Source organism: Pseudomonas sp. LF-5 (genome assembly GCF_037626295.1).
GTDB lineage: Bacteria > Pseudomonadota > Gammaproteobacteria > Pseudomonadales > Pseudomonadaceae > Aquipseudomonas > Aquipseudomonas monsensis.
In genome coordinates this window covers 81756-108302 of the sequence record NZ_JARKMT010000007.1, presented here as the reverse complement: position 1 = coordinate 108302, position 26547 = coordinate 81756, and the positions used below count along the sequence as shown (strand labels likewise).

Below are 26547 nucleotides of genomic sequence, written 5' to 3'. Positions count from 1 at the left end.
CTGCACGCAATGCCCTGGCGATCTGCACTGGGGTGATTGTGTTCCGGACCATACTACCTACCTCACATCTCATGAAAAACGCCGCAAAAGTGCGGCGAACGAAAGAATGTCCGGTGGTCCGGTTCATATACCCTAAGCGTGTATAAATATTAAATAAACTAACTTTTAGGAATATGCATAGAAGGGGTGATGGTCGGATTGGTTAACGGGTTTTCGAGGCTGAGCGATTCTGTGGCAGGGGAGCTTGCTCGCGCTGGGCTGCGAAGCGCCCCTGAAACCTGCACAGCTGTTCCCTTCAGCTAAACCGTCGTGTCGGTTTTGCGCCTGCTGCGCAGCCGAGCGGGAGCAAGCGCCCTCGCCACAAGGGCTGTGTTCAGTCTGTGCGCGATTCGGCGACCTTGAGTTCCGGGTTGAGAGGCACCTTCAGATAAGGATTCACGCAGCCGATCTTTAACGTCCGTGGCGGCGCCCAGCGTGAGTTGTTGCCGACCCGGTCAAGGATGCAATACGTCACATCCAGCCGCAGATCTTCCCCGGCTTCAACGATCACCGCCGGCGGCACCCAGACCTGAATCGGCAGCCCGACATCCGCTGTGGTAATCGGTGCCAGATCCATGCGCACATCCCCCCAGCGCAAGGTGATGGCATCGTCCTCGGCCATGTTCAGGTAAGGCTCGATGGTCAGCGGCACACCGCGTTTGATCTGATTCGGGTTCACGCCTTGGCGGCGAATGGTGTCGGGGATCGTCACCGGTGCCAGTTGCTGGTTTTCGTCGCCGCACAGCGTCGAAGGCTCGCCGCCCGGGCAGTCGAGCTTGACCTGCACCCGGGTCGGCGCCGACAACGCCGGCCCCTGGCCGACCTGCATTACCCGGTAGTGAATGCGTGCGATGCCATTGGCAATGAAACTCTCCGGCACCCGCAGGCTGACCACGGCACCGACGTCTTCGCCGGTCAGCACCTTCGAGGCGACATAGCATTTGTTCCAGAACAACTCGATCAGATCGCCGCAATCCATGTCGGGGTAGGGCGACACATTGACCAGCAGGTGGGCCGCTGCAGCCAGATTGATGCCGGTTTTTTGCGCTGGCGCCAGAATCGGGGCTGCCAGTTCGGGGGTATGCGAAGTGCGGGTCATCGTTTTCTCTCCTTGAAATCCTGCAGCGAAGTCCGTTTCTGAAAGAACAAAAAAGCGTGAATCAACTGGCAATAAAGCGGTGCGCTTTTGTTCAGTTTGAATACGGGGTTATTTAACTAAGTGAGGCTGATTGGTGACTAGATAAGAACGTGCTGGAGGGGGTGTCAATAGAGTGAGTTAGTTAATTCGTGAATTACCGATTATTCAGAAATTTCCTACGCTGACGAATCCCTATGCCTAGGTTCGATAGTGAATAGGGCCACAGAACCAAGGAGTTTCTGCCGGTTTTGCCGCAGGTTTATTCGAACGTTGTCCTTCGGCGAAGAGTGGCGTGAACGCGAACAATAATGTTTGCAGAACATATAAGCAGGCCGCGTATGGCAGGCGGGATTTATAAGGTTTTTGAAGTTGTTGGGGGCGGGGTAAAGGTAACTTCCATCCGTGGAAGTTTAAGAATCATGCGTTGAAAGTTATCAGGCGTGATTGAGGAACTTGCTGAGGAACTGTTGGGTGCGTTGTTCTTTCGGGTTGGCAAACAGCGCTTTGGCTTCACCCTGTTCGACGATCACACCCTTGTCGAAAAACACCACACGGTTGGCCACATCACGGGCGAAGCCCATTTCATGGGTGACAATCACCATGGTGCGTTTTTCCTCGGCAAGGCCGCGGATGGTCGCCAGTACTTCACCGACCAGTTCCGGATCGAGGGCCGAGGTCGGCTCGTCGAACAGGATCACTTCCGGCTCCATCGCCAGCGCCCGGGCAATTGCCACGCGCTGTTGCTGGCCGCCGGACAGGCGACGCGGGTAAGCGTCTTCCTTACCGGAGAGACCGACTTTGGCCAGCAGCTTCATGCCCAGGGCAATGGCTTGCTCGCGCGGCATCTTCTTGACCACGATCGGCCCTTCGATGACGTTTTCCAGAGCGGTGCGATGGGGGAACAAGTTGAAGTTCTGGAACACGAAGCCCACGTGCTGGCGCAGGGTGCGCACCAGGCTTTGCTGCTGGCTCAGCGGGCGGCTGGTATCGACTTCGATAGCGCCGACCTTGATCCGGCCGCTGGTGGGTTCCTCAAGGAAGTTCAGGCAGCGCAGAAACGTGGTTTTCCCCGAACCGCTGGGGCCGATGATGGCCACGACTTCGCCTTCCTTGACCTCAAGATCGATGCCCTTGAGCACCTCTTGACCCTTGAACTGCTTTGTCAGTTTCTCTACGACAATCATGAGGTCAGGACTCCTGGTCGTGCCGATTGGCCCGCTCTTCCAGCTTGTTCTGCAGGTGCGACAGCACCGTGGCCAGAATCCAGTAGATCAGCGCGGCGGCAAGATACATGGTGAAGACTTCGAACGTCCGGGCGGTAATCAGCTGCGCCTGACGGAACAGCTCCGGCACCTGAATGGTGGCGGCCAGTGCCGTGTCCTTGACCAGTGAGATAAAGCTGTTGCCCAGCGGCGGCAAGGCCGTGCGCATCGCTTGCGGCAGGATGGCCCGGCGCAGGGTCTGTGCACGGGTCATGCCGATGCTCGCAGCCGCTTCCCATTGGCCGCGTTCGATCGAACCGATCGCGGCGCGCAGGATTTCACAGGCGTAAGCGGCCATGTTCAGCGAGAAGCCGATCAGGGCCGCCGGCAGCGGATCCAGTTCCAGACCCATTTGCGGCAAGCCGTAATAGATCACGAACAATTGCACCAGCAACGGCGTGCCACGAAAGAACGACACGTAGATGCGGGCAATCCAGCTCACCAGTTTGAAGCGCGACAGGCGCATCAACGCCAGGCCAAAGCCCAGCAGCAAGCCGAAGAACATGCCGCCCAGGCTGAGGATGACTGTGTAGTACGCGCCCTTGAGCAGGAAGGGCGCGGAATCCAGTGCGAGTTGGAAAGCTTCTTCCATTATTTCGTGACGTCAGCGTTGAAGTATTTCTCGGACAGTTTCTTCAGGGTGCCGTCGGCACGCAGATCGTCGAGGGCCTTGTTCACCGCTGCCAGCAGTTCCGGCTCGCCTTTGCGCAGGGCAATGCCGGACTCCTGACGGGAGAAGGCTTCACCTGCGGCGACGGTTTTCGGGGCTTTCTTGGCGTATTCCAGTGCGGCCAGACGGTCGATCAGGATGGCGTCGGTGCGACCGTTGTTCAGGTCGGCGAACTTGGTCGGATCATCGTCATAGGTGCGCACATCAGCGCCCGGCACGTTGGCGCGGACCCACTGTTCATAGTTGGTGCCCAGGCCGACGCCGACTTTTTTGCCTTTCAGGTCGGCGGCGGTCTTGATGTTCAGTGCAGCTTCCTTGTCCTTCAGGACCAATGCCTGAATCCCGGAAACGGTGTACGGCTCGGAGAAGTCATACTTCTTCTTGCGCTCGTCGGAGATGGTCACTTGGTTGACCACTACGTCCAGGCGCTTGGACTCCAGTGCGGCAAGGATGCCGTCCCACTTGGTCGGTTGAATCTTGGCTTTGACGCCCAGCTTCTGCGCCAGTGCCTCGGAGAGTTCGACTTCGAAACCGGAGAGCTTGCCGTTCTCGTCGACGAAGCTGAACGGTGGGTAAGTGCCTTCCAGGCCGACGTTGATAACGCCTTTGTCCTTGATCTGCTGCAGCTGTTCACCGGCTGTTGCCTGGCTGATCAGGCCGGCGCTCAGTGCAAGGCCCAGCGAACCTACCAGCAGATTGCGACGTAGTGCGGAAAAATTCATGACAAGCCCCTGTGTTTTCTTATGGAAGACGCTTAAGGAAAGTTGGCGAATTTGTGATTCGAGCGACTGCGGTATCGTGCCCTAAAGCAGCTTATGCGTCTCTGGCGAAATTCGCCTGCGGCGAGACTATATGATGGTTTGTTTAGACTTGAAAATACTTAATATATAAATTGTTATTCCTTAATCGAATATTGGTTTTGGGGCTTGGCGGCCTCTGGGCCGACCATGTTTTTGGGGTTTGGGTGTATATCCGTTTTTTTTGGGGGGGCGGCTGGCGGTTTCGCCCTTACGGCGACTCACTTTTTTGACAAACGCCTCAAAAAAGTAAGCAAAAAAAGGCTTGCCCCAGCGTTCGGCCCGCTCGCTAAGGCTCGGGGTTCCTTCGCTCCGGGATCCATCCGGGGGCATCGCCTCCGGTTTGCTTCGCTGCACCTCCTCTCGATGTATGCGGCTTCGCCGCACGGCGCTGCGCGCCTGCCCCCCGGATGAATCCCTCCACTCAGCCTGCCGAAGGGGCCTGAAGATCAAGATCAAGAGCAGGCGAGCTGACACTCGGCCTATTGGGTGGTTCGGTCCTTGTGGGGGGGCAGGCTTCGGTGGGGGGCTTATTCCTTTTGGAGCTGCTGTGGCTGCGATCTTTTGATCTTTCCGTTACAGAAAATCCTTATAGGCAAACAATGCCGGGGCGCCGCCGGTGTGCAGGAATATGATCGGGCCATCGTTGAAACGCTGGCGGCCGATGCCGTCCAGTAAACCGGCCATGGCTTTGCCGGTGTATACCGGGTCGAGCAGCAGGCCTTCCTGGCTTGCCAGCAGCTTCACCGCCGACAAGGTCCCGGCGTTTGGCTCGCCATAACGCGGGCCGAAGTATTCGTCCCACAACTCGACCTTGAAGTTCTCTGGCAATTTCACGCCTAACAGGTCCGCCGTGCGCTCGGCCAGCCCCTGCACTTTCGGGCGTTGATCTTCTTCGCTGCGCGAAACGGTCACGCCGATTACCGGCAGTTGCGGCAAGGCTTCGCTCAATGCCAGCGCCAGCCCGCTATGAGTTCCGGCGCTGCCCGAGGCCAGCACCACGGCGGCGAAATCGAGGCCGGTGTCCTTGATCTGTTCGGCCAGTTCCAGGCCGGCACGCACGTAGCCCAGCGCACCGAGGGCATTGGAGCCGCCGATTGGCACCAGATATGGTTTCTTGCCGTTGCTGCGCAGGCGCACCGCGAGGGCGGCCAGTTGTTCGTCGGCGTTGTCGAGGTTGTCGACCAACTCGACCTTGGTGTCGAACAGATCCAGCAGCAGGCGATTGCCGTTGCCGGTGTAGTTGCCGTCGTCGGTGCCCAGCGGATTTTCCAGCAGGGCCACGCAACCGAGGCCGAGTTTCGCCGCCAGCGCCGCAGTCTGGCGCACGTGGTTCGATTGCAGGGCGCCCGCGGTGATCAGCGTGTCGGCGCCTTGGGCGAGGGCATCGGCGGCGAGGTATTCGAGTTTGCGCAGCTTGTTGCCGCCCATGGCCAGCGGCGTCAAATCATCGCGCTTGATGTACACGTCGCGCCCGAGCCAGGCGGACAGGCGTTCGAGTTTTTCCAGTGGGGTCGGTTGACCGAGCAGGTCGAGGCGGTTGAAGCGTTCCAGCTGGTGTTTGATCGGTTGTGTGGACATGGTTCCGTACTGGCGGAGGAAGATGGAAGGACTATAGGCACGCGGTTTTACCGGGGCAACCGCCAATCGCTTATAGCCAAACGTGCTTAGGCCAGCACTATCGGTTCTTAATTCGTTATCGTGGCCTTGCCGTAAAGTAGTCGCCGTTAACGCGGCCAGACCGTCCGGCCGCCCGTGAGGAGTCTTTACCGTGAGCGAGCGTTCCAGCCATTGGCAACTGCAGACCATCGTCAGCCAACTGCGCAGTGCGCGGGATCAGTGGCGTGCACAAAATGGCCGGGCCTCCGGCGAGCAGGGTGGCCGCGAGTTGCCGTCTCGCGCGGCGATGGCGGAGATTCTCGAGGCGCTGTGTGGCGCATTGTTCCCGATGCGCCTGGGGCCGGTGGATTTGCGTGAGGAGAGTGAAGACTTCTACGTCGGTCACACCCTCGACACGGCGCTGAATGCGCTGTTGGCGCAAGCCCGGCTGGAGTTGCGCTACGTCGCCCGGCACAGCGCGCAGGATGACCGCGACGTGGAGCAGCAGGCGATCCGCATTATTCAGGACTTCGCCCTGGCCTTGCCGGACCTGCGCGCGTTGCTCGACACCGACGTATTGGCGGCCTATCACGGCGACCCGGCGGCGCGCAGCGTCGATGAAGTGCTGCTGTGCTATCCGGGAATTCTGGCGGTGATCCACCATCGTCTGGCGCACCATTTGTATCGCGCCGGGCTGCCGCTGCTGGCGCGGATCAGTGCGGAAATCGCGCATTCAGCGACGGGTATCGACATTCACCCGGGCGCGCAGATTGGCCGCAGTTTCTTCATCGACCACGGCACGGGTGTGGTGATCGGCGAGACCGCGATCATTGGCGAACGCGTGCGGATCTATCAGGCGGTGACCCTGGGCGCCAAGCGCTTCCCGGCAGATGAAGACGGGCAGTTGCAGAAGGGCCATCCACGCCATCCGATTGTCGAGGACGACGTGGTGATTTACGCCGGGGCGACGATTCTCGGGCGGATCACCATTGGCAAGGGCTCGACCATCGGCGGCAACGTCTGGCTGACCCGCAGTGTGCCGGCGGGGTGCAATCTGACCCAGGCCAATCTGCAGCATGATGACGGGACGCAGAAGTAGGCTTCTGGAATTTGCTTCGCGGTTGCTGAGCTCTTCGCGAGCAAGCTCGCTCCCACAATGGAATGCAATTCGAATGTGGGAGCGAGCTTGCTCGCGAATGGTTTTCAGACCGAACCGGGATAATGGCATTCAGCCAATTCTCCAGTGAACGAATCCCCTCAAACCAGCGTCATACCTCTCCTTGAGCTAGCGTAGGAAAACTACCGCTTGGCCGTGCGATTAGTCCTTAGCGCCCTATCCATGTTTAACTTGAACGTTCATTCAAGTTAAACCGGTGGTTCGCTGCCCGCTCACAACAGGAGGCTTGCCTTTGCTGAGTCCGATCATTTCAGCCACGTTTCAACCCCTCGAGGTGCACCGTTCATGAGTGCATCGTCCACCCCCGCCAGCGGTCTGGTACGCATGAATCCGCCGGTGTTCTACTTCGCCGCGACGGTCATTCTGCTGTTTGGTCTCGTTGTCATTGCCATGCCGGAGCAGGCTGGAGCCTGGTTGCTGGCGGCACAAAACTGGGCGGCCAATACGGTCGGCTGGTATTACATGCTCGCGATGACGCTGTATCTGGTCTTCGTGGTGGTCACCGCGTTATCCGGCTACGGCAAGATCAAACTCGGTGCCGACCACGACGAGCCCGAATTCAGTTACCTGTCCTGGGCCGGCATGCTGTTCGCTGCCGGGATCAGCATCACGCTGTTTTTCTTTTGCGTCTCCGAACCGCTGACCCACATGCTGCAACCGCCACAAGGCGAGGCCGGCACCGCCGAAGCGGCGCGGCAGGCGATGCAGATTCTGTTTCTGCACTGGGGCCTGCATGGCTGGGGCGTGTTTGCCTTCGTCGGCATGGCCCTGGCTTACTTTGCCTACCGGCATAACCTGCCGCTGGCGCTGCGCTCGGCGTTGTACCCGCTGATCGGCAAACGCATCAACGGCCCCATCGGCTATGCGGTGGATGGCTTCGGCATCATCGCCACGGTGTTCGGCCTGGGTGCCGACATGGGTTTTGGTGTGCTGCACCTCAACTCCGGACTGGACTACCTGTTCGGCATCGCCCATACCCAGTGGATTCAGGTCGGCCTGATCACACTGATGATGGGCGCGGCGATCATCGTTGCCGTTTCCGGTGTCGATAAAGGCGTGCGGGTCATGTCCGACATCAACATGCTGCTGGCCTGTGCGCTGCTGCTGTTCGTGTTGTTCGCCGGCCCTACCCAGCACCTGCTCAACACCCTGATCCAGAACCTCGGCGATTACCTCGGCGCCTTGCCGATGAAGAGTTTCGACCTCTACGCCTACGACAAACCAAGCGACTGGCTCGGCGGCTGGACCGTGTTCTACTGGGCCTGGTGGATCGCGTGGTCGCCGTTCGTGGGCCTGTTCATCGCGCGGATTTCCCGTGGCCGGACCATCCGTGAATTCGTCTTCGGCGTGCTGCTGATTCCGCTCGGTTTCACCCTGGCGTGGATGTCGATCTTCGGCAACAGCGCGCTGGATCAGGTGCTTAATCACGGCATGAGTGCGCTGGGCATGTCGGCCATCGACAACCCGTCGATGACCCTGTACCTGCTGCTGGAAACCTACCCGTGGAGCAAGACCGTCATCGCCGTGACGGTGTTCATCAGCTTTGTGTTCTTCGTCACTTCGGCCGACTCCGGCACTGTGGTGCTCTCGACCCTGTCGGCCAAGGGCGGTAACCCCGATGAAGACGGGCCGAAATGGCTGCGGGTGTTCTGGGGCGCGATGACAGCGCTGATCACCAGTGCGCTGCTGTTCTCCGGCAGCATTGATGCGCTGAAGTCGGCGGTGGTGCTGACCTCGTTGCCGTTCTCGTTGATCCTGCTGCTGATGATGTGGGGCCTGCACAAGGCGTTCTATCTGGAGTCGCAGAAACAGATCGCGCAACTGCATTCGCTGGCCCCGGTGTCCGGTTCGCGGCGTGGCAAGGGTGGCTGGCGTCAGCGCCTGAGCCAGGCTGTGCACTTCCCGTCACGCGACGAGGTGTACCGTTTCATGGACACCACGGTGCGCCCGGCGATTGAGGAGGTGACGGCGGTGTTTGTCGAAAAAGGCCTGAACGTGGTCACTCAGCCAGATCCGGCGCATGACAACGTCAGCCTGGAAATCGGCCATGGCGAGTTGCATCCGTTCATCTATCAAGTGCAGATGCGCGGCTATTTCACGCCGTCGTTTGCGCGCGGTGGCATGGGGTCCAAGCAACTCAACAACCGCCGCTACTACCGCGCTGAAGTGCACCTGAGCGAGGGCAGTCAGGACTATGATCTGGTGGGTTACACCAAGGAGCAGATCATCAACGACATCCTCGACCAGTACGAACGCCACATGCAGTTCCTGCATCTGGTGCGTTGATCGTGAGCCGAGCGCCGGGACGTTTACGACCCGGCGCTCAGCACCATGAACAACACCATCGCCGCCATCGGCACCCCGAACACCGCACTGCCAATCGCTATTTCCGACCCCGGCGACTGCCCGGCATGCACCACCCCCACTGCGCCATTGATCACCGTCAACGCCAGCCACAGCGCGGCGAAGCCGTAGGCCATGGTCTGCCGACTGAAGCCAACACGCTCGCCGATGTAGAGCATCAGGGCGAGCAGGACCAGGCCGAAGAAAATGATGATGGCGGTGTGCATGGCGGGTTCTGCCTGGTAGATGGATTTCGCCTGATGGACCTCTATCGCGAGCAGGCTCACTCCTGCAGTGAACGCGGCTGCGCACAAATCCTGTGGCCAACCGCATTCCTTGTAGGAGTGAGCCTGCTCGCGACAGGGCCACCTCGGTGCCCTTTAGAGCATAGCCAATCCAGCCCCCGCCAACTTCATCAGGTGCTCTCGCGCTCGATCACCTTGCACTGCAATAAATTCAGGCGCTGCACATCATCACTCGGCAACACCCCCAGGCTTTCCAATACCCGCGTTGCCGCCAGCACGCCGATTTCCAGTGCCGGCGGTTTGATCGTGCTCAGGCTCGGCAACAGCATCTCGGCGAACGGGTAATCACCGAAGCCGAGTACAGCGCAGTCTTCGGGGATCTTGAGGCCGGCGCGTTGCCCGGCGAGCAGGCCGCCGGCGGCGAGGTTGTCGTTGGCGAAAATGATGGCGTCGGGGCGGGGAGCGGCGTTCATCAGTGCCTCCATTGCCTGTTTGCCGGCCTCGAACGGCGCGCGGTCGGCGTCGGGGGCGAATACCCAGGGTTCCAGGCCGGACTCGCGCACGGTGGCGGCGTAACCGTCGCGGCGTTCCAGTGCGCTGAGGTCACCGGGGGCGCTGTTCTGCACGAAGGCAATGCGGCGATAGCCTTTGTCGTGCAGATAACGAGCTGCGGTCACTCCGACTTCAAAATGCGAAAAGCCGATCTGCATCGGTTCGCGATCCGGCTGGTAATCCCAGGTTTCGATCACCGGAATGTCCGCCTCGGCGATCATCTTTTCAGTGCCCGCACTATGGAAGTGACTGGTCAGCACCAACGCCGCCGGCGACCAGCCGAGAAACGCGCGCACTGCGTTTTCTTCCTGTTCGGTGCTGAAGTAACTCGACGCCAGCAACAACTGATAACCATGGCGGCTGAGGGTGTCGCTGAAGCCCTGAATGGTGTTGGCAAAGATCGGCCCGGAGATGTTCGGGATCACCATGCCGACGATTTTCCCCCGCGCTGAAGCCAATCCGCCGGCCACCAGGTTCGGCACATAACCCAACTCGGCAACCACCGCCGCAATCCGTTCGCGGCGCTCGGGCGAGACCGATTCCGGTTGATTGAAATAGCGCGACACGGTGATCGCCGACACACCGGCCTCACGTGCCACTGCATTGAGGGTCACGCGTCCGGCGCCACGGCGTTTGCGGGGCTTTTCCTGGTTCAAGGCTCGATCCTTCTTAAAAACCAAAACGCATATAAAAGTAATTTTTCAGTATTGGACGCTCTATGTGTGGCTTGCCAATACTGGCGATGGTAGCGCTAACAAGGCGCGCTGTCTGCTACTCGCTCGAGCGAATGCCCAAGACACCGATTCAGGCGCTGTCGTCGCAGAACGGCAGCGGTTCAGGGCTAATTTCGAGCGGGCAACCATGCACAACATTCCTGGGGCGACACACACACTGGCGCAATCTGTTCGCGCTGCAGGCTGGATTTTCACCGGGTTGGCGGCGTTGCCGCTGGCCGATGCGCTGGCTGCAGACAGCGATCAAGAGCCAACCCTCAAGTCGGTGACGGTCACCGCCACTCGCCGCGAAGAATCGCTGCAAAAGGTCCCGGTAGCGGTCTCGGTGATCGACGGCGAACAGCTGGAGCGCGATAACCGCAACGGTGTGGCGAGCATCGTCCAGCAAGTGCCGTCGCTGAATTTCCGTACCGGCGCGTCGAACAAGGACACCTCGCTGTTCGTGCGCGGGGTGGGCACGATTTCCACCTCGCCCGGCGTCGAGCCAACGGTGGCCACGGTGATCGACGGCGTGGTCTATGCGCGTCCTGGTCAATCGACCCTTGATCTGCTGGATCTGGAACGCGTCGAAGTGCTACGCGGCCCGCAGGGCACGCTGTTCGGCAAGAATGCCTCGGCCGGCGTGCTCAACATCACCAGCAAGGCGCCGACCAGCGAGACCCACGGCTACATCGACCAGTCCTACTACAGCGGCAACGAAAGCCGCACCCGTTTCGGCATTGGCGGCAGCCTGATTCCGGACACGCTCAAAGGCTCGATCAGCACCTTGTTCGGGACTTACGACGGCAACGTCGACAACAAGCACAACGGGCAGGAGGTCAACGGCTACAACCATCGCGGGGTGCGCGGCAAACTCGAGTTCACCCCGAACGATGACGTCACCTTCACCCTGATCGCCGACTACATGCAGGCCCACGACGACGGCCCCAACGGCGTGGTCAGCAAGTCGCTGACCCCGGCGTTCGCCAATGCACTGCGCCCGGTCGAGGCCAGCAATCATAACCGTGACATCAGCACCGATACCCGCAGCCACGTCGAGGACACCAACAAAGGCCTGTCCGGCCAGCTCGACTGGCAACTGGGCGATTACACCCTGACGTCGATCACCGCGTGGCGCGGCTGGGACAACACCCAGTATCAGGACGGCGATCGGCTGAGCACGATCACCGCAGCGTTTCCCGGCACCGCCGACAAGGGCGACCTGGCCTTCGATCAGTACTCGCAGGAGTTGCGCCTGGCCTCGCCGAAGGGCGAATTCCTCGAATACGTCGGCGGCCTGTTCTACATGCATGGCAAGGATGACGAGACCTATCAGCGCACACTGACCACCACCACGCGCACCGACCGAGGCGTTGCCGACTACAGCACCACCAGCGACAGCTACGCCGCATTCGGCGAAACCACGCTGAACTTCACTTCCGACTTCCGTGGCATCGCCGGCCTGCGCTACACCCACGATGAGCTGGAATACGCTCACCGCCGCGTCTCCACCTCGGCGAACACGGTCAGCGGCATTCAACCGGCCACCCGCAGTTCAGGTTCGGTGGACGAGGACGGCTGGTCCGGTCGGCTTGGCGTGCAGTACGACCTCAGCGATGCCGTCACCACCTACCTGACCTACTCGCGCGGCTACAAAGGCCCGGCGTACAACGTGTTCTTCAACATGCAGCCGCGTGACACCGAGGCACTGAAACCGGAAACCTCGAACACCTGGGAGGCGGGTATCAAAGCCACGAGCTGGAACAACCGCCTGACCACCAACCTCGCCGTGTTCCACAGCGACTACGACAACTACCAGGCGAACTTTTTCGACACCGTTGCCGGGCAAGTGGTGACGCGTCTGATCAACGCCGGCAGTGTCAGCACCGAAGGCGTCGAGCTCGATTACGCCTTACAGGCAACCCAGCAATTGAAGTTCTCCGGGGCACTGGCCTACACCCGCGCGCGCATCGACCAGTTCAGCTGCCCGGCCGGTGCGGCGGCAACTTGCAACGTCAATGGCAAGCCGCTGCCATTCAGCCCCGACTGGAAAAGTTACGTGCGCGCCGATTACACCATTCCACTGGAAAACGGTCTGGATATCGAACTCGGCACCGACTATAGCTGGCAGAGCGAGGTGCAGTACGACATCAGCCAGAACGCCGACACCAAACAGGGCGCCTACGGCCTCTGGAACGCCAGCGTCGCGTTGGCCGATTACAGCAATGGCTGGCGCGTGGCGCTGCTGGGCAAGAACCTCGCCGACAAGTCCTACTCACCGCTGCTGGCCAGCGGCGGCAGCTACATCTATCGCGCTGTGCCACGGGATGACGAGCGCTACTTCGGCGTGCAACTGCGCAAGGATTTCTGAGATGAGCAGACAGTTGAAACTCGGCGCGTTTCTCATGGCCACCGGGCACCACGTCGCCGCGTGGCGTCACCCGCAGGTGCCGGCCAATGCCGGTCTGGATTTCGCTCACTACAAGCGTCTGGCGCAGATTGCCGAGGCGGCCAGATTCGACACGTTGTTCGTTGCCGACAGCGTTGCCGCGCCGACTCAAAACATCGCCAGTCGCATGGCCCGCTCCGATCACTTTGAACCGCTGACACTGCTCTCGGCCCTCAGTGCGGTGACCGAACACATCGGCCTGATCGCCACAGCGACCACCAGCTACAACGAGCCGTACCACGTGGCGCGTAAATTCGCTTCGCTCGATCACCTGTCCGGCGGACGTGCGGGGTGGAATCTGGTGACCTCGGACAACGCCGCCGAAGCGCTGAACTTCGGGCGTGACGCACACATCGGCCACGCCGAGCGCTACAGCCGCGCGCGGGAATTTCATCAAGTGGTCACCGGGCTTTGGGACAGTTGGGAGGACGACGCCTTTCACCGCGACAAGGCCAGCGGTGAGTATTACGACCCTGCGAAGCTGCATGTGCTGGAGCACGTCGGCGAGCACTTTCGGGTCAAAGGCCCGCTGAACGTGGCGCGTTCGCCACAGGGGCAACCGGTGATCGTGCAGGCCGGCTCTTCCGAGACCGGGCGTGAACTGGCGGCACAGACTGCTGAGGTGGTATTCACCGCGCAGACCTCGCTGGCCGGCGCGCAAGCGTTTTACGCCGACCTCAAAGGCCGTTTGGCGAAGTACGGGCGCAGTGCCGATTCGCTGAAAATCATGCCGGGGGTCTTTGTCGTCGTCGGGCAAACGGAAGCCGAAGCGCAGGAAAAGTGTGAAACGTTTCAGCAATTGGTCGAACCGGAGGTTGGCGTCGCCTTGCTTGGGCGTATGCTGGGCAACTTCGATTTGTCGAAGTACCCGTTGGACGGCCCGCTGCCGGAATTGCCACTGACGGAAAGCGGTCAGCAGAGCCGGCAGAAATTGCTCACTGAACTGGCAGGTCGGGAGAACCTGAGCCTCGCCGAACTCGGTCGCAAAATTGCTGGCGGGCGCGGGCATTACAGCCTGGTGGGCACGCCGGCGCAGATTGCCGACCGCTTGCAGGAATGGTTCGAGCAGGGCGCGGCGGATGGCTTCAATGTGCTGGTGCCGCACCTGCCGGGCGGGCTGGAAGACTTTGCCCATGGCGTGGTTCCGGAACTGCAGCGGCGTGGCCTGTTCAGAACCGAGTATGAGGGCCGGACCTTGCGCCAGAACCTGGGCCTTGCCCGACCCGGCAATAGATTTGTGTAGCACCCTTCGCGAGCAAGCTCGCTCCCACATCTGGAATGCATTTACCTGTGGGAGCGAGCTTGCTCGCGAAGAAGTCGACACCCATTCAAGACAGACAAGAGAGGATTCGATGACTTACACCGCTGCCGAAAACCGCTATGACTCCATCCCTTACCGCCGCGTCGGGCGCAGCGGTCTGGTGCTGCCGGCGTTGTCGCTGGGCCTGTGGCACAACTTTGGCGACAGCACGCCGATCGACACCCAGCGCGCCTTGCTGCGCACCGCGTTCGACCTGGGGATCAACCACTTCGACCTCGCCAACAACTACGGCCCGCCGTACGGTAGCGCCGAGATCAATTTCGGGCGCCTGCTGCGTGAAGATTTCAAGCAGTATCGCGACGAGCTGATCATCTCCAGCAAGGCCGGTTGGGACATGTGGCCAGGGCCATATGGTCAGGGCGGCGGTTCGCGCAAATACGTGCTGGCCAGCCTCGATCAGAGCCTGCAGCGCCTGGGCCTGGATTATGTGGATATCTTCTATTCGCACCGTTTCGACCCGGACACCCCGCTGGAAGAAACCGCCAGCGCCCTCGCCACTGCCGTGCAGCAGGGCAAGGCGTTGTACATCGGCATCTCGTCGTACTCGGGGGTGAAAACCCGCGAGATCGCCGCGCTGCTCAAAGAGTGGAAAGTACCGCTGCTGATTCATCAGCCGGCGTACAACCTGCTTAATCGCTGGGTCGAAAAGGATCTGCTCGACACCACCGACGAACTGGGTACCGGCGTGATCGCTTTCACCCCGCTGGCCCAAGGTCTGCTGACCGACAAGTACCTCAACGGCGTGCCGGAAGATGCGCGGGTCAATCGGCCGGGTGGTGGTTCGCTGCAGGCCTCGCACTTGTCCGAGGCGAACATCGCGCACGTGCGCGCACTGAACGAGATTGCCAAGCGTCGCGGTCAGAGCCTGGCGCAACTGGCGCTGGCGTGGACCCTGCGTGATCCGCGGGTGACCTCGGCACTGATCGGTGCGAGCCGGCCAGAGCAGATCATCGAGAACGTCGGGGCGTTGAAGAACCTGAGCTTCAGTGCTGAAGAGCTGGCGGAGATTGACCGGTTTGCCCAGGAGGGCGGGATCAATCTTTGGGAGAAGCCTTCGACGGCGGAGTGAGTCACCCTCACATCAGCGCTCTCGCAGAGAGAGAGGGCGCCGACCGAGGTGTCTGTAGCCATACATCGACCTGAAAAACTGCTTCGACTGTGGATTCAGCAAAGCAATATCAGGTCGGCGTACCTCTAAAGCCCCTCACCCTGACCCTCTCCCTCCGGGAGAGGGTCATGGTGAGGGTGAGGGGCTTTTGGCTGTTAAAACGGCTCAGCGAAAAAACGGCACATCCCCCAACACCGTCGCCCGCTGCATCACCCGCCGCGCCGGGCGGTAATCGTCTACCGCGTAATGCTGCGTCACGCGGTTGTCCCAGAACGCAATGTCGTCCTTCTGCCAACGCCAGCGAATGGTGAATTCCGGCCGCGTCGCGTGGGCGAACAGGTACTTCAGAATCGCCTCGCTCTCGGTTTCCGACAGCTCGTTGATCTTCGAGGTGAAGCCTTCGTTGACGAACAACGAACGGCGTCCACTCACCGGATGGGTGCGGATCACCGGGTGCGACAGCGGCGGGTTCTTGCGGCGCGCCTCTTCCCACTGCGCCAGCGCTTGCGGCGTGTTGCCGTAGCGCTCCAGCGGAAACGAACGGGTGAAGTCGTGAGTGGCGGTCAGCCCTTCTAGCAGGCTTTTCATCGGCGCCGAGAGTGCTTCGTACGCGGCAATTCCGCTGGCCCACAAAGTGTCGCCGCCAAACGCCGGCAACAGCTTGGCGCTGAGTACCGCGCCCATCGCCGGGGTCGGCAGGAAGGTTACGTCGGTGTGCCAGATCGCGTTGTCGCGCACGTCGGTGACGGCGGTGTCGAGGATCAGCACTTCCGGCTGCTCCGGCACGTTCGGGTAGATCGGATGAATGTGCAGATCACCGAAGTACGCGGCGAAGCGTGCCTGTTGCGGCGGCTCGATCGGCTGGTTGCGGAAGAACAGCACTTGATACTGGAGCAGCGCCTGCTCGATGGCGTCGCGCTGTTCCAGGTTCAACGGCTGGCTGACATCGACGCCGCTGATCTGTGCGCCGAGGGCCGAGCTTAAGGGGGTGATGGTCAGGCTGCTCATGGTCTTACTCTTCGAATTCGGGGGATAGAGCTTTTTTGTAGGAGCGGGCCTGCTCGCGAAAGCGGTTTGTCATTCACAACAGCCATAGCCTGACACTCCGCAATCGCGAGCAGGATCCCTCCTGCAAGGATTTAAAAGGGCGACTTCAGTGCGCCTGGCCGTGCCACGGCACCAGTTTACGTTGCAGGGCGCGCAGGCTCAGTTCCATGGCGAACGCGATCAGGGCGATCACCAGAATCCCCAGCACCACCACATCGGTGACCAGGAATTGCGCAGCAGACTGCACCATGAAGCCCAAACCACTGGTGGCGGCGATCAATTCGGCGGCGACCAGTGTCGACCAGCCGACGCCCAGACCGATGCGCACACCGGTAAGAATGTCCGGCAGGGCGCTGGGCAAAATCACGTGGCGAATCAGTTGTGCGCGAGTGGCGCCGAGCGACTGCGCGGCACGCAGTTTCGCCGGATCGACAGTGCGCACGCCGGTCGCAGTCGCGATGGCAATCGGGGCGAAAATCGCCAGGTAGATCAGCAGCACTTTCGACAACTCGCCAATGCCGCACCAAATCACGATCAGCGGCAGATAAGCCAGTGGCGGAATCGGTCGGTAGAACTCGATCAGCGGATCGAGCACACCACGGGCGATACGGTTGGCGCCGATGGCAATGCCCACCGGCACTGCGGTCAGAATCGCAAAACCGAGGCCCAGGCCAATGCGGCTCAGGCTCGCGCCCAAGTGCTGCCACAGGGTTGAATCCATGTAGCCGGTGGTCGCCAGCAGCCAGCCTTTTTGCAGCACGGCGGACGGTGGTGGGAGGAACAGCGGTTCGATCAAACCGCTGGCGGTCACCGCCCACCAGAGCACCAGCAAGGCGAACAAGGTCAGCAGGCTGATCCAGCGCGTGCTGAGGCTGCGCCGCACGGGAATCGCCACCGAAGGGGGTTTCACCGCCGCAGCGGAAACGTCGTAACTGCTCATGCGCGCTCCTGCCGCTGAACGGCGCTGCGTTGCGAGAACACTTTGCTCAGCACGTGCTCGCGGGTTTCGATAAAACGCGGGTCGGATTTGATCGCTCGGGCGGACTCACCAGCGGCGTAACGCTGGCCGAAATCCAGGTGCAGACGTTCGACGATCTGCCCCGGATTCGGCGCGAGCAGAATCAGGTCAGTGGCGAGGAACACCGCTTCTTCGATGTCGTGGGTAATCAGGAATACCGGTTTGGCGGTGCGCTGCCAGACTTGCAGCAACAGCTCCTGCATCTGTTCGCGGGTGAAGGCGTCGAGGGCACCGAAGGGTTCGTCCATCAGCAACACACGCGGGTCAGCAGCGAGGGCGCGGGCCAGGCCAACGCGCTGTTTCTGCCCACCGGAGAGTTGCCAGATACGGCGGCTATCAAACCCTGTGAGATCGACCAGCGTCAGCATTTCACGGGCAATCTTTTCGCGTTTGTCTCTGGCGACGCCGGCCAGTTCCAGACCAAAAGCGACGTTGGCCAACACGTCCTGCCAGGGCAGCAGGGCGTCGTCCTGGAACACCACGCCGCGTTCGGCGCTCGGGCCTTTGACCGGCACGCCGTCGAGGGTGATGCGCCCGGCGCTGGGCTCGACGAAACCGGCAATCAGGTTCAACAGCGAAGTCTTGCCACTGCCGGACGGGCCGAGGGCGACCAGCAACTGCTGAGGCCCGAGGGTCAGGGAAATGTCCGCCAGCACCGGGTCCGGGCTGCCGGGATACTGTGCGCTGATGCGCTCCAGCTGTAGCAAGGCCATCGCAGTTAACTCCCGATCAGTGGGTGATGTATTTGGCGCTGACGTACGGCGCGTAGTCCGGCAGCACGGCTTCAACCTTGCCTTGCTCCTTGAGGAACGCGGCGGTGTCGGTGATGGCCTTGGTGGTCGGCGCGCCGAGGGTGATCACCTGATCAGCCGCCAGCGGGTAGACGTTGCCTTGCAGCAGCAGCGGAATGTCGCTGGCCTTGGCGCCGGAGAGCTTCACCAGTTTGTCGACATTGCTCTGGTTGGCGAGCCAGGCTTGCGGATCCTTGCGATAGTCGGCGTAGGCGTCGAGGGTAACCTTGGCGAATGCGCTGACGATTTCCGGGTGCTTCTCGGCGAAGTCTTTGCGCACGATCCACGCATCGAAGGTTGGCGCGCCGAACTTGGCCAGTTCGCCGGAGGTGATCAGCACCTTGCCGTTTTCCTTGGCGACGCCGAGTGCCGGGTCCCAAACGTAAGTGGCGTCAATGTCACCGCGTTTCCACGCAGCAATGATCGCTGGTGGCGCGAGGTTGAGTACGGTGACTTTCGACGGGTCGATGTTCCAGTGCTTGAGCGCCGCGAGCAGGCTGTAGTGACCGGTGGACACGAACGGCACGGCGATTTTCTTGCCGACCAGATCCTGCGGGCTCTTGATGCCGGAACCGTCGCGGGCGACCAGCGCTTCGGCGGCGCCGATCTGGGTGGCGATGAGGAAGGTTTCCACCGGGACCTTGCGGGTGATCGCTGCAGTCAGCGGGCTGGAACCGAGGTAACCGATCTGCACGTCACCGGAGGCGATGGCGGCGATGATGTCGGCGCCGTTGTCGAACTTGCGCCAGCTGATGTCGGCCTTGGTGGCCTTTTCGTAAGCACCGTCGGCCTGGGCAACTTTTGCCGGGTCAACGGTGGTCTGGTAAGCGACGGTGAGGTCGGCAGCCTGCGCCAGAAAGCTCGCGGCAGCCAGAGAGGCCACGGCCAGCAGGCGCAGCGGGAAATTCAGTTTCATGGGGAGTGCTCCATATCAGGCTACCGAGGTTCGGCGTGAAAGGAGACTAAATGATCTAAGAATCTAAAAATAAATAACTTTTTAGAATGAGCTTATGAGCGGAAAAATCTAAGAGCGAGGGAGTTTGTGGGCGTTTCGGAGTTATTCGTTCGGCATTAGATCTTTGCCCCCTCACCCCAGCCCTCTCCCCCAAGGGGGCGAGGGGAAAGGGAGCAGATTGGGGGATGTTCAGGACCTGAGTTCGACTCGGTATCGTAGGTCGGCGTATTTCGCATCAACAACCCGGTCAGTCCCCTCTCCCTCTGGGAGAGGGCTAGGGTGAGGGGCTTTTAATTGCTGATCGCCAGAATGCTCGCCTGATACGAACCGACGAACACGTCGAAATCCCCCACCTCGTTCTGCTCCAGCTCAGCCTGCGCCGCCAGCGACGAACGCGCGAGCTCCTCAAACTTCGCTTGATCTTCCGCCGCCAACGGCTCGCTGCGGAAGAACTCGGCATGGGCCTGGCTCTGACGCAGGGAGAACTGCGCGAAGCTTTCCTTGTGCTCGGCCATCGCCGCCAGCACCTGCGCCGACGGGGTCAAGGACGGGTCGCTGACCTTGGCCAGTTGCGCATCCAGTGCCTTGCTGTGCGCATCGCCGCCGTGGCTCTGATCGAGCAGGGCGGCCAGCGGCGCGATCTGTTCCAGCAACTCGGCGGCCCAGGTCTTCAGCTCGACCGGCTGTCCGTCGCGCTGCAATTGCAGGCCCGGTCGGCGACCTTCCTTGACCACGCTGAGGAAGTTCGAAGTGGCATTGCCGCACGAGGTGTTGGTCAGCAACGGGCTGTCGTTCAGTGCGCAATACAGCAGGAACGCGTCGAGGAAGCGCGACTCGGTGACGTCGATGCCCATCGGCAGGAACGGGTTGATGTCCAGGCAACGCACTTCGACGTACTGGATGCCACGGGCCATCAGCGCCTGGATCGGCCGTTCGCCGGTGTAGGTCACGCGTTTCGGGCGGATGTTGGAGTAGTACTCGTTTTCGATCTGCAGGATGTTGGTGTTGAGCTGCACCCACTCGCCATCCTTGTGCGTGCCGACTTCAACGTACGGCGGGTACGGCGTGGCCACGGCCTTGCGCAGGCTGTCGGTGTAGCTCGACAGATCGTTGTAGCACGGCGTCAGGCCGGCCTGGGCGTTGCTCTGGTAACCGAGGTCGCTCATGCGCAGGCTGGTGGCGTACGGCAGGTACAGGGTGTCCGGGTCCAGTTGTTCCAACTGGTGCGAACGACCGCGCAGGAAACCTGCATCCAGCGCCGGCGAGGCACCGAACAGGTACATCAGCAGCCAGCTGTAGCGACGGAAGTTGCGGATCAGCGCGATGTAGGACGATGACTGGAAATCGCGGTCGGTGCCGACGAAACCTTCGGCTTCGCGCAGCAGCGGCCAGAGCTTTTCCGGCAGGGAAAAATTGTAGTGGATCCCGGCAATGCACTGCATGGTCTTGCCGTAGCGCAGGGCCAGGCCCTTGCGATAGACGTACTTGAGCTGCCCGATGTTGGAGGTGCCGTAATAGGCGATCGGGATGTCTTCCTCGGCCGGCAACGGGCACGGCATCGACGGACTCCACAGGTACTCGTTGCCGAGCTTGCTGTAGGCAAAGCGATGAATCTTGTCCAGGCTCGCCAGGGTGTCTGCCGGGTCGGGCAGGGCGGGCGTGATGAATTCCAGCAGCGACTCGGAGTAGTCGGTGGTGATCTGTTCATTGGTCAGCGCGGAACCCAAGGCTTCCGGGTGCGGCGTTTGCGCCAGTCGACCTTCGCTGGTCACGCGCAGGCATTCACGTTCGATACCGTGAAGGCACTGTTCGAGCAGAGAGAGGTTGGCGCGCTCGCCGAGCAGAGCCAGGCGGCGGTTGAGAAGTTCGCTCAATTTGGATTCCTTCACGCGTCAGTCGCCCCAATATGGGGGTGGGCAGGACGGTCTACAAGGGTGAAGTTGAAACTGGCGTTTTCGCCTGGTTTTTGAGCCGTAAAGGCCCGTGCCGATCGCCAACTTCACTCCTTGAATCTGGCTATTGCGCGTGCGGAAAAGTTCGACGCCGCAGACACAGCGCCGAAATTAACTCAAATTGATGACCAGTAGCTACAGGACAGCGAACGTGCCTTGCGCTTTTGCGACCAGTTTGTCGGCCTGCATCACGTCGGCTTCGACCACCAATGTGCGGCGACCCGGGTGGATCACCCGGGCCGTGCACAGCACCTCGCCGTCGGATACGGCGCGGATGTAGTTGATCTTGCACTCGATGGTCGCGCTCTGCTGATCGAAGCCGTGGGTGCTGGAACAGGCCAGCCCCATGGCGATGTCGACCAGACTGAACAGCGCGCCACCGTGCAACTTGCCGCCGCGGTTGCGCAGTTCCGGTTCCAGCACCAGGGCGACTTGCACCACCCCGGTTTCCAGGCTGTGCAGGCGGCAGCCCAACAGCTTGAAAAACGCGCTCTCGACGAGCCCGGACGGAATCTCCATCAGCGTTTCTTCAACTGCTTGGCGTTGGCGAACAGCGAGGCCATCGCATTGTTCACCGGCGTGGCAGGAGCGGATTCCTTGCGTGGCGCGTTGCCCGAAGACTGGCGCGGCGCCGAGCCCGGACGCGAACCACGGGCACCGTCGATCTTCTCGCCCGGGGTGTCGCTCATGCGCATCGACAGGCCGACGCGTTTGCGCGGGATGTCGACTTCCATGACCTTCACTTTCACCACGTCACCGGCCTTCACCGCTTCGCGTGGGTCCTTGATGAATTTCTCCGACAGAGCCGAGATGTGCACCAGACCGTCCTGATGCACGCCGATGTCGACGAATGCGCCGAACGCGGTCACGTTGGTCACGACGCCCTCGAGGATCATCCCCAGTTGCAGGTCTTTCAGGTCTTCGACGCCTTCCTGGAACTCGGCAGTCTTGAATTCCGGACGCGGGTCGCGACCCGGTTTTTCCAGTTCTTGCAGGATGTCGGTGACGGTTGGCAGACCGAAGGTTTCGTCGGTGAATTTCTTCGGATCCAGACGCTTGAGGAACGCGGCATCGCCAATCAGCGAGCGAATGTCGCGGTCGGTTTCAGCGGCAATGCGTTGCACCAGCGGATAGGCTTCCGGGTGAACCGCCGAGGAATCCAGCGGGTTGTCACCGTTCATCACGCGCAGGAAGCCGGCCGCCTGTTCGAAGGTTTTTTCGCCCAGACGTGCGACTTTCTTCAGTGCAGCGCGGGTTTTGAATGCGCCGTGTTCGTCACGGTGGGCAACGATGTTCTGCGCCAGGGTCGCGTTGAGGCCGGAGATCCGCGCCAACAGTGCCACCGAGGCGGTGTTCACGTCGACACCAACGGCGTTCACACAGTCCTCGACCACCGCATCCAGCCCGCGCGCCAGTTTCAGTTGCGAGACGTCGTGCTGGTATTGGCCGACACCGATGGATTTCGGGTCGATCTTCACCAGCTCTGCCAGTGGATCCTGGAGACGGCGGGCGATGGATACTGCACCACGGATCGACACGTCGAGATCCGGGAATTCCTTGGCCGCCAGTTCCGACGCCGAGTACACCGATGCGCCGGCCTCGGAGACCATGACCTTGGTCATCTTCATGGCTGGATATTTTTTGATCAGCTCGATCGCCAGTTTGTCGGTTTCGCGGCTGGCGGTGCCGTTGCCGATGGCGATCAGGTCCACCGAGTGCTTGGCGCACAGCGCGGCCAGAATGGCGATGGTCTGATCCCACTTGTTGTGCGGCACGTGCGGGTAAACCGTGGCGTGGTCGAGCAGCTTGCCGGTGGAGTCGACCACGGCGACCTTGCAACCGGTACGCAGGCCCGGGTCGAGGCCCAGCGTGGCGCGCGGGCCGGCCGGCGCGGCCAGCAGCAGGTCGTGCAGGTTGTGGGCGAAGACGTTGATCGCCTCGGTTTCGGCGCCGTCGCGCAGTTCGCCCAGCAGGTCGGTTTCCAGGTGGGTGTAGAGCTTGACCTTCCAGGTCCAGCGCACCACTTCACCGAGCCATTTGTCGGCCGGGCGGTTCTGGTTCTGGATACCGAATTGCTGGCCGATCATGCCCTCGCACGGGTGCATGGTGCCCGGCAGTTCGTCGCCGACTTTCAGCGCGGAGCTGAGAATGCCTTCGTTGCGGCCACGGAAAATCGCCAGTGCACGGTGCGACGGCATGCTTTTCAGCGGTTCGTCGTGCTCGAAGTAGTCGCGGAACTTGGCGCCTTCTTCTTCCTTGCCGGCAATCACGCGAGCGCTGATAGTCGCTTCCTGCTTGAGGTAGTTGCGCAGTTTTTCCAGCAGGCTGGCGTCTTCGGCGAAGCGCTCCATCAGGATGTACTTGGCGCCTTCGAGCGCTGCCTTCACATCGGCCACGCCTTTTTCGGCATCGACAAAACGTGCGGCTTCGGCTTCCGGGGACAGATTCGGGTCGTTGAACAGGCCGTCGGCCAGCTCGCCGAGGCCGGCTTCCAGGGCGATCTGGCCCTTGGTGCGGCGCTTTTGCTTGTACGGCAGGTACAAGTCTTCGAGGCGGGTCTTGGTGTCGGCGAGTTTGATATCGCGTTCGAGGGCCGGGGTGAGTTTGCCTTGCTCCTCGATGCTGGCGAGGATGCTGATGCGCCGTTCGTCGAGTTCTCGCAGGTAGCGCAGTCGCTCTTCCAGATGACGCAGCTGGGTGTCATCGAGGCTGCCGGTGACTTCTTTCCGGTAACGGGCGATGAAGGGAACGGTAGAGCCTTCATCGAGTAGCGCGACGGCCGCTTCGACCTGTTGCGGGCGTACGCCGAGTTCCTCGGCGATGCGGCTGTTGATGCTGTCCATAAAACCACCTGACATAGTGTGAAAGCAGGCTCGCAGGCACGGAAATAAAGGCCCGGAGTCTGGTTGAGCGGCTAGAAAATTGCCGCTGCCTGGGTCAAAAGGCTCCCCATTGACCCGTGAAATCGAACAATTACTGCGCCGGTCCGGAAAAAATCGCGGCCACCTGCGGTAACGATTCAGACGTTGCCTGGCACAAAACGCCGCGCATTATAACCAGCGTTCTGTCATTCGGGGGTGTAGCAGTCTGTAGGCATAAACCCCGGTTTTCTGGCAGTGAAGGAAAAATCTGCTAACAATGCACACGGTGCGTATAACGGCAGCTACGCCATAATGCGCGCCGAGCTAAAAGGAGCATCCAATGAGCAGCACTGTAAATAATGCTGAAGGCGAAAAAATTCTTATTGTTGACGACGATCCGGGTCTGAGCAGCCTGCTGGAACGTTTTTTCGTCAGCAAGGGCTACCGCGCCCGTACCGTACCGAACACCGAGCAGATGGATCGTCTGCTGTCGCGTGAAGTCTTCAATCTGGTGGTCCTCGACCTGATGCTGCCGGGCGAAGACGGCCTGACCGCGTGCCGCCGTCTGCGGGCCGCGAACAACCAGATTCCGATCATCATGCTCACCGCCAAAGGCGATGAGATGAGCCGTATCAAGGGCCTGGAACTGGGCGCCGACGATTACCTGGCCAAGCCGTTCAACCCGGACGAGCTGATGGCGCGCGTCAAAGCGGTGTTGCGCCGCCAGGCCGCACCGGTCCCGGGCGCACCGGGCAGCGAAGATGAAAATGTCACCTTCGGTGATTACGTGTTGTCGCTGGCTACCCGCGAACTGAAACGCGGCGATGAAGTGCACATGCTCACCACCGGTGAGTTTGCAGTACTCAAGGCGCTGGTGATGAACGCACGTCAGCCACTGACCCGCGACAAACTGATGAACCTGGCCCGTGGCCGCGAGTGGGATGCGCTGGAGCGTTCCATCGACGTGCAGATCTCCCGTCTGCGCCGGATGATCGAACCCGATCCGTCCAAGCCTCGCTACATCCAGACGGTCTGGGGCGTGGGTTACGTGTTTGTGCCGGATGGTGCCGCCACCAAGTGATCGGTGATTTGTAGGAGCGGGTCTGCCGGGGGCGGGTCGAACGGCCATTCCCGCAGACTCGCAATCCGCAATATGCGAGCATTGCTCGCTCCTGCAAGTGTGTAGCGGTTATTGATGAAAACCCCTGTCTGGTTCCCCCAAAGTTTCTTCTCCCGCACCCTTTGGCTGGTGCTCATCGTCGTGCTGTTTTCCAAGGCGCTGACCCTGGTTTATCTGCTGATGAACGAGGACGTGCTGGTGGATCGCCAATACAGCCACGGCGTCGCCCTGACGCTGCGCGCCTATTGGGCGGCTGACGAGGAAAACCGCGCAAAAATCGCCGATGCCGCGACCTTGATCCGGGTGGTCGGTGCCGGTGTGCCGGAAGGCGAACAGCACTGGCCGTACAGCGAGATCTACCAGCGCCAGATGCAGGCTGAGCTCGGTGCCGACACCGAAGTGCGTTTACGCATGCACTCGCCGCCAGCGCTGTGGGTGCGTGCGCCGAGCCTCGGTGATGGCTGGCTGAAAGTGCCGTTGTATCCACACCCGCTGCGTGGTCAGAAAATCTGGAACGTGCTCGGCTGGTTCCTTGCCATCGGTTTGTTGTCGACCGCCTCGGCGTGGATTTTCGTCAGCCAGCTCAATCAGCCGTTGAAGCGCCTGGTGTACGCCGCCCGGCAACTGGGCCAGGGTCGCAGCGTGCGTCTGCCGATCAGCGACACGCCGAGTGAAATGACTGAGGTGTATCGCGCCTTCAACCAGATGGCCGAAGACGTCGAACAGGCGGGACGTGAGCGTGAACTGATGCTGGCCGGTGTCTCTCACGACTTGCGCACGCCGCTGACGCGCCTGCGCCTGTCGCTGGAGTTGATGGGGGATCATAACGACCTGACCGACGACATGGTGCGCGACATCGAAGACATGGACGCGATTCTCGACCAGTTCCTTGCGTTCATTCGTGATGGCCGCGATGAGTCAGTGGAGGAGGTGGATCTCAGCGATCTGGTGCGTGAGGTGGCAGCACCTTACAACCAGAATGAAGAGAAGGTGCGTTTGCGTCTGGAGCCGATCCAGCCATTCCCGCTGCGGCGGGTTTCGATGAAGCGCCTGCTGAACAATCTGATCGGCAACGCCTTGAACCATGCGGGCGGCAGTGTTGAGGTGGCGGCGTATGTGTCCGGCGACACCAGCGCGCCGTACGTGGTCCTGAGCGTGATGGATCGTGGCGCGGGCATCGACCCTGCGGAGCTTGAAGCCATCTTTAACCCGTTCACCCGTGGCGACCGCGCCCGTGGCGGCAAAGGCACCGGGCTGGGCCTGGCGATTGTGAAGCGGATTGCTTCGATGCATGGCGGCAATGTCGAGCTGCGCAATCGCTCCGGGGGAGGACTGGAAGCGCGAGTACGCTTGCCGTTGGGGTTGATGCTTCCTCGGGATGCGGTATAGG

Annotated in this window: 21 protein-coding genes; 7 read left to right on the top strand and 14 right to left on the bottom strand. The window is 61.1% G+C overall.

What is annotated here, in order from left to right; all coding sequences use genetic code 11:
* Positions 1-373 precede the first annotated feature (373 nt).
* From PseuLF5_RS19980 to PseuLF5_RS19960, 5 genes are all read right to left on the bottom strand, one after another.
* Entirely contained in the window at positions 374-1138 is a 765-nt protein-coding gene (locus tag PseuLF5_RS19980) for a hypothetical protein (protein ID WP_128615941.1), read from the bottom strand.
* A gap of 473 nt (positions 1139-1611) precedes the next feature.
* A complete protein-coding gene (tcyN, locus tag PseuLF5_RS19975; protein ID WP_123470521.1) occupies positions 1612-2361 on the bottom strand; it encodes an L-cystine ABC transporter ATP-binding protein TcyN in 750 nt (249 codons plus the stop codon).
* A gap of 4 nt (positions 2362-2365) precedes the next feature.
* Positions 2366-3031 carry a cystine ABC transporter permease gene (tcyL, locus tag PseuLF5_RS19970; RefSeq protein ID WP_186748049.1) on the bottom strand — a complete coding sequence of 222 codons (666 nt, stop codon included), beginning with the start codon at positions 3029-3031 and terminating at the stop codon, positions 2366-2368.
* Positions 3031-3831 carry a cystine ABC transporter substrate-binding protein gene (tcyJ, locus tag PseuLF5_RS19965; RefSeq protein WP_186748048.1) on the bottom strand — a complete coding sequence of 267 codons (801 nt, stop codon included), beginning with the start codon at positions 3829-3831 and terminating at the stop codon, positions 3031-3033. The genes tcyL and tcyJ overlap by 1 nt, the downstream gene beginning before the upstream one ends.
* Before the next feature lie 651 nt (positions 3832-4482).
* Positions 4483-5487: a D-cysteine desulfhydrase gene (locus PseuLF5_RS19960; RefSeq protein ID WP_128614679.1), complete on the bottom strand. Its 1005-nt coding sequence runs from the start codon at positions 5485-5487 to the stop codon at positions 4483-4485.
* Positions 5488-5677: 190 nt separating this feature from the next.
* Between PseuLF5_RS19960 and epsC the strand changes: the two genes are divergently transcribed.
* Both epsC and betT read left to right on the top strand, forming a co-directional pair.
* Positions 5678-6604, top strand: a complete 927-nt coding sequence (epsC, locus tag PseuLF5_RS19955) for a serine O-acetyltransferase EpsC (protein WP_123470529.1) — start codon at positions 5678-5680, stop codon at positions 6602-6604.
* 402 nt (positions 6605-7006) lie between these two features.
* A complete protein-coding gene (gene betT / locus PseuLF5_RS19950; protein WP_177490504.1) occupies positions 7007-8968 on the top strand; it encodes a choline transporter BetT in 1962 nt (653 codons plus the stop codon).
* A gap of 23 nt (positions 8969-8991) precedes the next feature.
* Here betT and PseuLF5_RS19945 read toward each other — a convergent pair whose 3' ends face one another.
* Both PseuLF5_RS19945 and PseuLF5_RS19940 read right to left on the bottom strand, forming a co-directional pair.
* Positions 8992-9252, bottom strand: a complete 261-nt coding sequence (locus PseuLF5_RS19945; protein WP_123470533.1) for a hypothetical protein — start codon at positions 9250-9252, stop codon at positions 8992-8994.
* A gap of 188 nt (positions 9253-9440) precedes the next feature.
* Positions 9441-10478: a LacI family DNA-binding transcriptional regulator gene (locus PseuLF5_RS19940; protein WP_340134478.1), complete on the bottom strand. Its 1038-nt coding sequence runs from the start codon at positions 10476-10478 to the stop codon at positions 9441-9443.
* Positions 10479-10683: 205 nt separating this feature from the next.
* On the opposite strand from PseuLF5_RS19940, the gene PseuLF5_RS19935 reads away from it, so the two are divergent.
* The 3 genes from PseuLF5_RS19935 (at position 10684) to mgrA (ending at position 15374) form a co-directional block, all read left to right on the top strand.
* Positions 10684-12906, top strand: a complete 2223-nt coding sequence (locus tag PseuLF5_RS19935) for a TonB-dependent receptor (RefSeq protein WP_340134476.1) — start codon at positions 10684-10686, stop codon at positions 12904-12906.
* A 1-nt stretch (position 12907) separates the two neighbouring features.
* A complete protein-coding gene (locus PseuLF5_RS19930) occupies positions 12908-14227 on the top strand; it encodes an LLM class flavin-dependent oxidoreductase (protein WP_123470538.1) in 1320 nt (439 codons plus the stop codon).
* Positions 14228-14336: 109 nt separating this feature from the next.
* The gene (gene mgrA / locus PseuLF5_RS19925) at positions 14337-15374 is read left to right on the top strand and encodes an L-glyceraldehyde 3-phosphate reductase (RefSeq protein WP_222833885.1); all 1038 of its coding nucleotides are present in this window, start codon (positions 14337-14339) and stop codon (positions 15372-15374) included.
* A gap of 204 nt (positions 15375-15578) precedes the next feature.
* Here mgrA and tauD read toward each other — a convergent pair whose 3' ends face one another.
* The 7 genes from tauD to PseuLF5_RS19890 form a co-directional block, all read right to left on the bottom strand.
* Positions 15579-16421 carry a taurine dioxygenase gene (tauD, locus tag PseuLF5_RS19920; RefSeq protein ID WP_340134473.1) on the bottom strand — a complete coding sequence of 281 codons (843 nt, stop codon included), beginning with the start codon at positions 16419-16421 and terminating at the stop codon, positions 15579-15581.
* 145 nt (positions 16422-16566) lie between these two features.
* A complete protein-coding gene (tauC, locus tag PseuLF5_RS19915) occupies positions 16567-17400 on the bottom strand; it encodes a taurine ABC transporter permease TauC (protein ID WP_340134471.1) in 834 nt (277 codons plus the stop codon).
* Complete coding sequence (tauB, locus tag PseuLF5_RS19910) at positions 17397-18191, bottom strand: taurine ABC transporter ATP-binding subunit (protein WP_123470543.1); 795 nt, start codon at positions 18189-18191, stop codon at positions 17397-17399. The genes tauC and tauB overlap by 4 nt, the downstream gene beginning before the upstream one ends.
* Positions 18192-18207: 16 nt before the next feature.
* A complete protein-coding gene (gene tauA, locus PseuLF5_RS19905) occupies positions 18208-19185 on the bottom strand; it encodes a taurine ABC transporter substrate-binding protein (RefSeq protein WP_340134468.1) in 978 nt (325 codons plus the stop codon).
* 329 nt (positions 19186-19514) lie between these two features.
* Positions 19515-21098, bottom strand: coding sequence for a glutamate--cysteine ligase (gshA, locus tag PseuLF5_RS19900; protein ID WP_186748679.1), 1584 nt, complete (start codon positions 21096-21098; stop codon positions 19515-19517).
* Between the two features lie 213 nt (positions 21099-21311).
* On the bottom strand, positions 21312-21695 hold the full coding sequence (locus PseuLF5_RS19895; protein WP_340134466.1) for a PaaI family thioesterase: 384 nt from the start codon (positions 21693-21695) through the stop codon (positions 21312-21314).
* Positions 21695-24019, bottom strand: a complete 2325-nt coding sequence (locus PseuLF5_RS19890) for a Tex family protein (protein ID WP_340134464.1) — start codon at positions 24017-24019, stop codon at positions 21695-21697. Before PseuLF5_RS19890 ends, PseuLF5_RS19895 begins: the two co-directional genes overlap by 1 nt.
* A gap of 358 nt (positions 24020-24377) precedes the next feature.
* Here PseuLF5_RS19890 and ompR point away from each other — a divergent pair, with 358 nt between their 5' ends.
* Positions 24378-25118 carry an osmolarity response regulator transcription factor OmpR gene (ompR, locus tag PseuLF5_RS19885; RefSeq protein WP_123470549.1) on the top strand — a complete coding sequence of 247 codons (741 nt, stop codon included), beginning with the start codon at positions 24378-24380 and terminating at the stop codon, positions 25116-25118.
* 114 nt (positions 25119-25232) lie between these two features.
* Positions 25233-26546, top strand: a complete 1314-nt coding sequence (locus PseuLF5_RS19880; RefSeq protein ID WP_123470551.1) for an ATP-binding protein — start codon at positions 25233-25235, stop codon at positions 26544-26546.
* Position 26547: the final 1 nt, after the last annotated feature.

Coding starts and splice junctions, on each gene's coding strand:
- PseuLF5_RS19980 (WP_128615941.1), bottom strand. CDS start 1,138: ATGACCCGCACTTCGCATACCCCCGAACTGGCAGCCCCGATTCTGGCG.
- tcyN (WP_123470521.1), bottom strand. CDS start 2,361: ATGATTGTCGTAGAGAAACTGACAAAGCAGTTCAAGGGTCAAGAGGTG.
- tcyL (WP_186748049.1), bottom strand. CDS start 3,031: ATGGAAGAAGCTTTCCAACTCGCACTGGATTCCGCGCCCTTCCTGCTC.
- tcyJ (WP_186748048.1), bottom strand. CDS start 3,831: ATGAATTTTTCCGCACTACGTCGCAATCTGCTGGTAGGTTCGCTGGGC.
- PseuLF5_RS19960 (WP_128614679.1), bottom strand. CDS start 5,487: ATGTCCACACAACCGATCAAACACCAGCTGGAACGCTTCAACCGCCTC.
- betT (WP_177490504.1), top strand. CDS start 7,007: ATGAATCCGCCGGTGTTCTACTTCGCCGCGACGGTCATTCTGCTGTTT.
- PseuLF5_RS19945 (WP_123470533.1), bottom strand. CDS start 9,252: ATGCACACCGCCATCATCATTTTCTTCGGCCTGGTCCTGCTCGCCCTG.
- PseuLF5_RS19935 (WP_340134476.1), top strand. CDS start 10,684: ATGCACAACATTCCTGGGGCGACACACACACTGGCGCAATCTGTTCGC.
- PseuLF5_RS19930 (WP_123470538.1), top strand. CDS start 12,908: ATGAGCAGACAGTTGAAACTCGGCGCGTTTCTCATGGCCACCGGGCAC.
- mgrA (WP_222833885.1), top strand. CDS start 14,337: ATGACTTACACCGCTGCCGAAAACCGCTATGACTCCATCCCTTACCGC.
- tauD (WP_340134473.1), bottom strand. CDS start 16,421: ATGAGCAGCCTGACCATCACCCCCTTAAGCTCGGCCCTCGGCGCACAG.
- tauC (WP_340134471.1), bottom strand. CDS start 17,400: ATGAGCAGTTACGACGTTTCCGCTGCGGCGGTGAAACCCCCTTCGGTG.
- tauB (WP_123470543.1), bottom strand. CDS start 18,191: ATGGCCTTGCTACAGCTGGAGCGCATCAGCGCACAGTATCCCGGCAGC.
- tauA (WP_340134468.1), bottom strand. CDS start 19,185: ATGAAACTGAATTTCCCGCTGCGCCTGCTGGCCGTGGCCTCTCTGGCT.
- PseuLF5_RS19895 (WP_340134466.1), bottom strand. CDS start 21,695: ATGGAGATTCCGTCCGGGCTCGTCGAGAGCGCGTTTTTCAAGCTGTTG.
- PseuLF5_RS19890 (WP_340134464.1), bottom strand. CDS start 24,019: ATGGACAGCATCAACAGCCGCATCGCCGAGGAACTCGGCGTACGCCCG.
- ompR (WP_123470549.1), top strand. CDS start 24,378: ATGAGCAGCACTGTAAATAATGCTGAAGGCGAAAAAATTCTTATTGTT.
- PseuLF5_RS19880 (WP_123470551.1), top strand. CDS start 25,233: ATGAAAACCCCTGTCTGGTTCCCCCAAAGTTTCTTCTCCCGCACCCTT.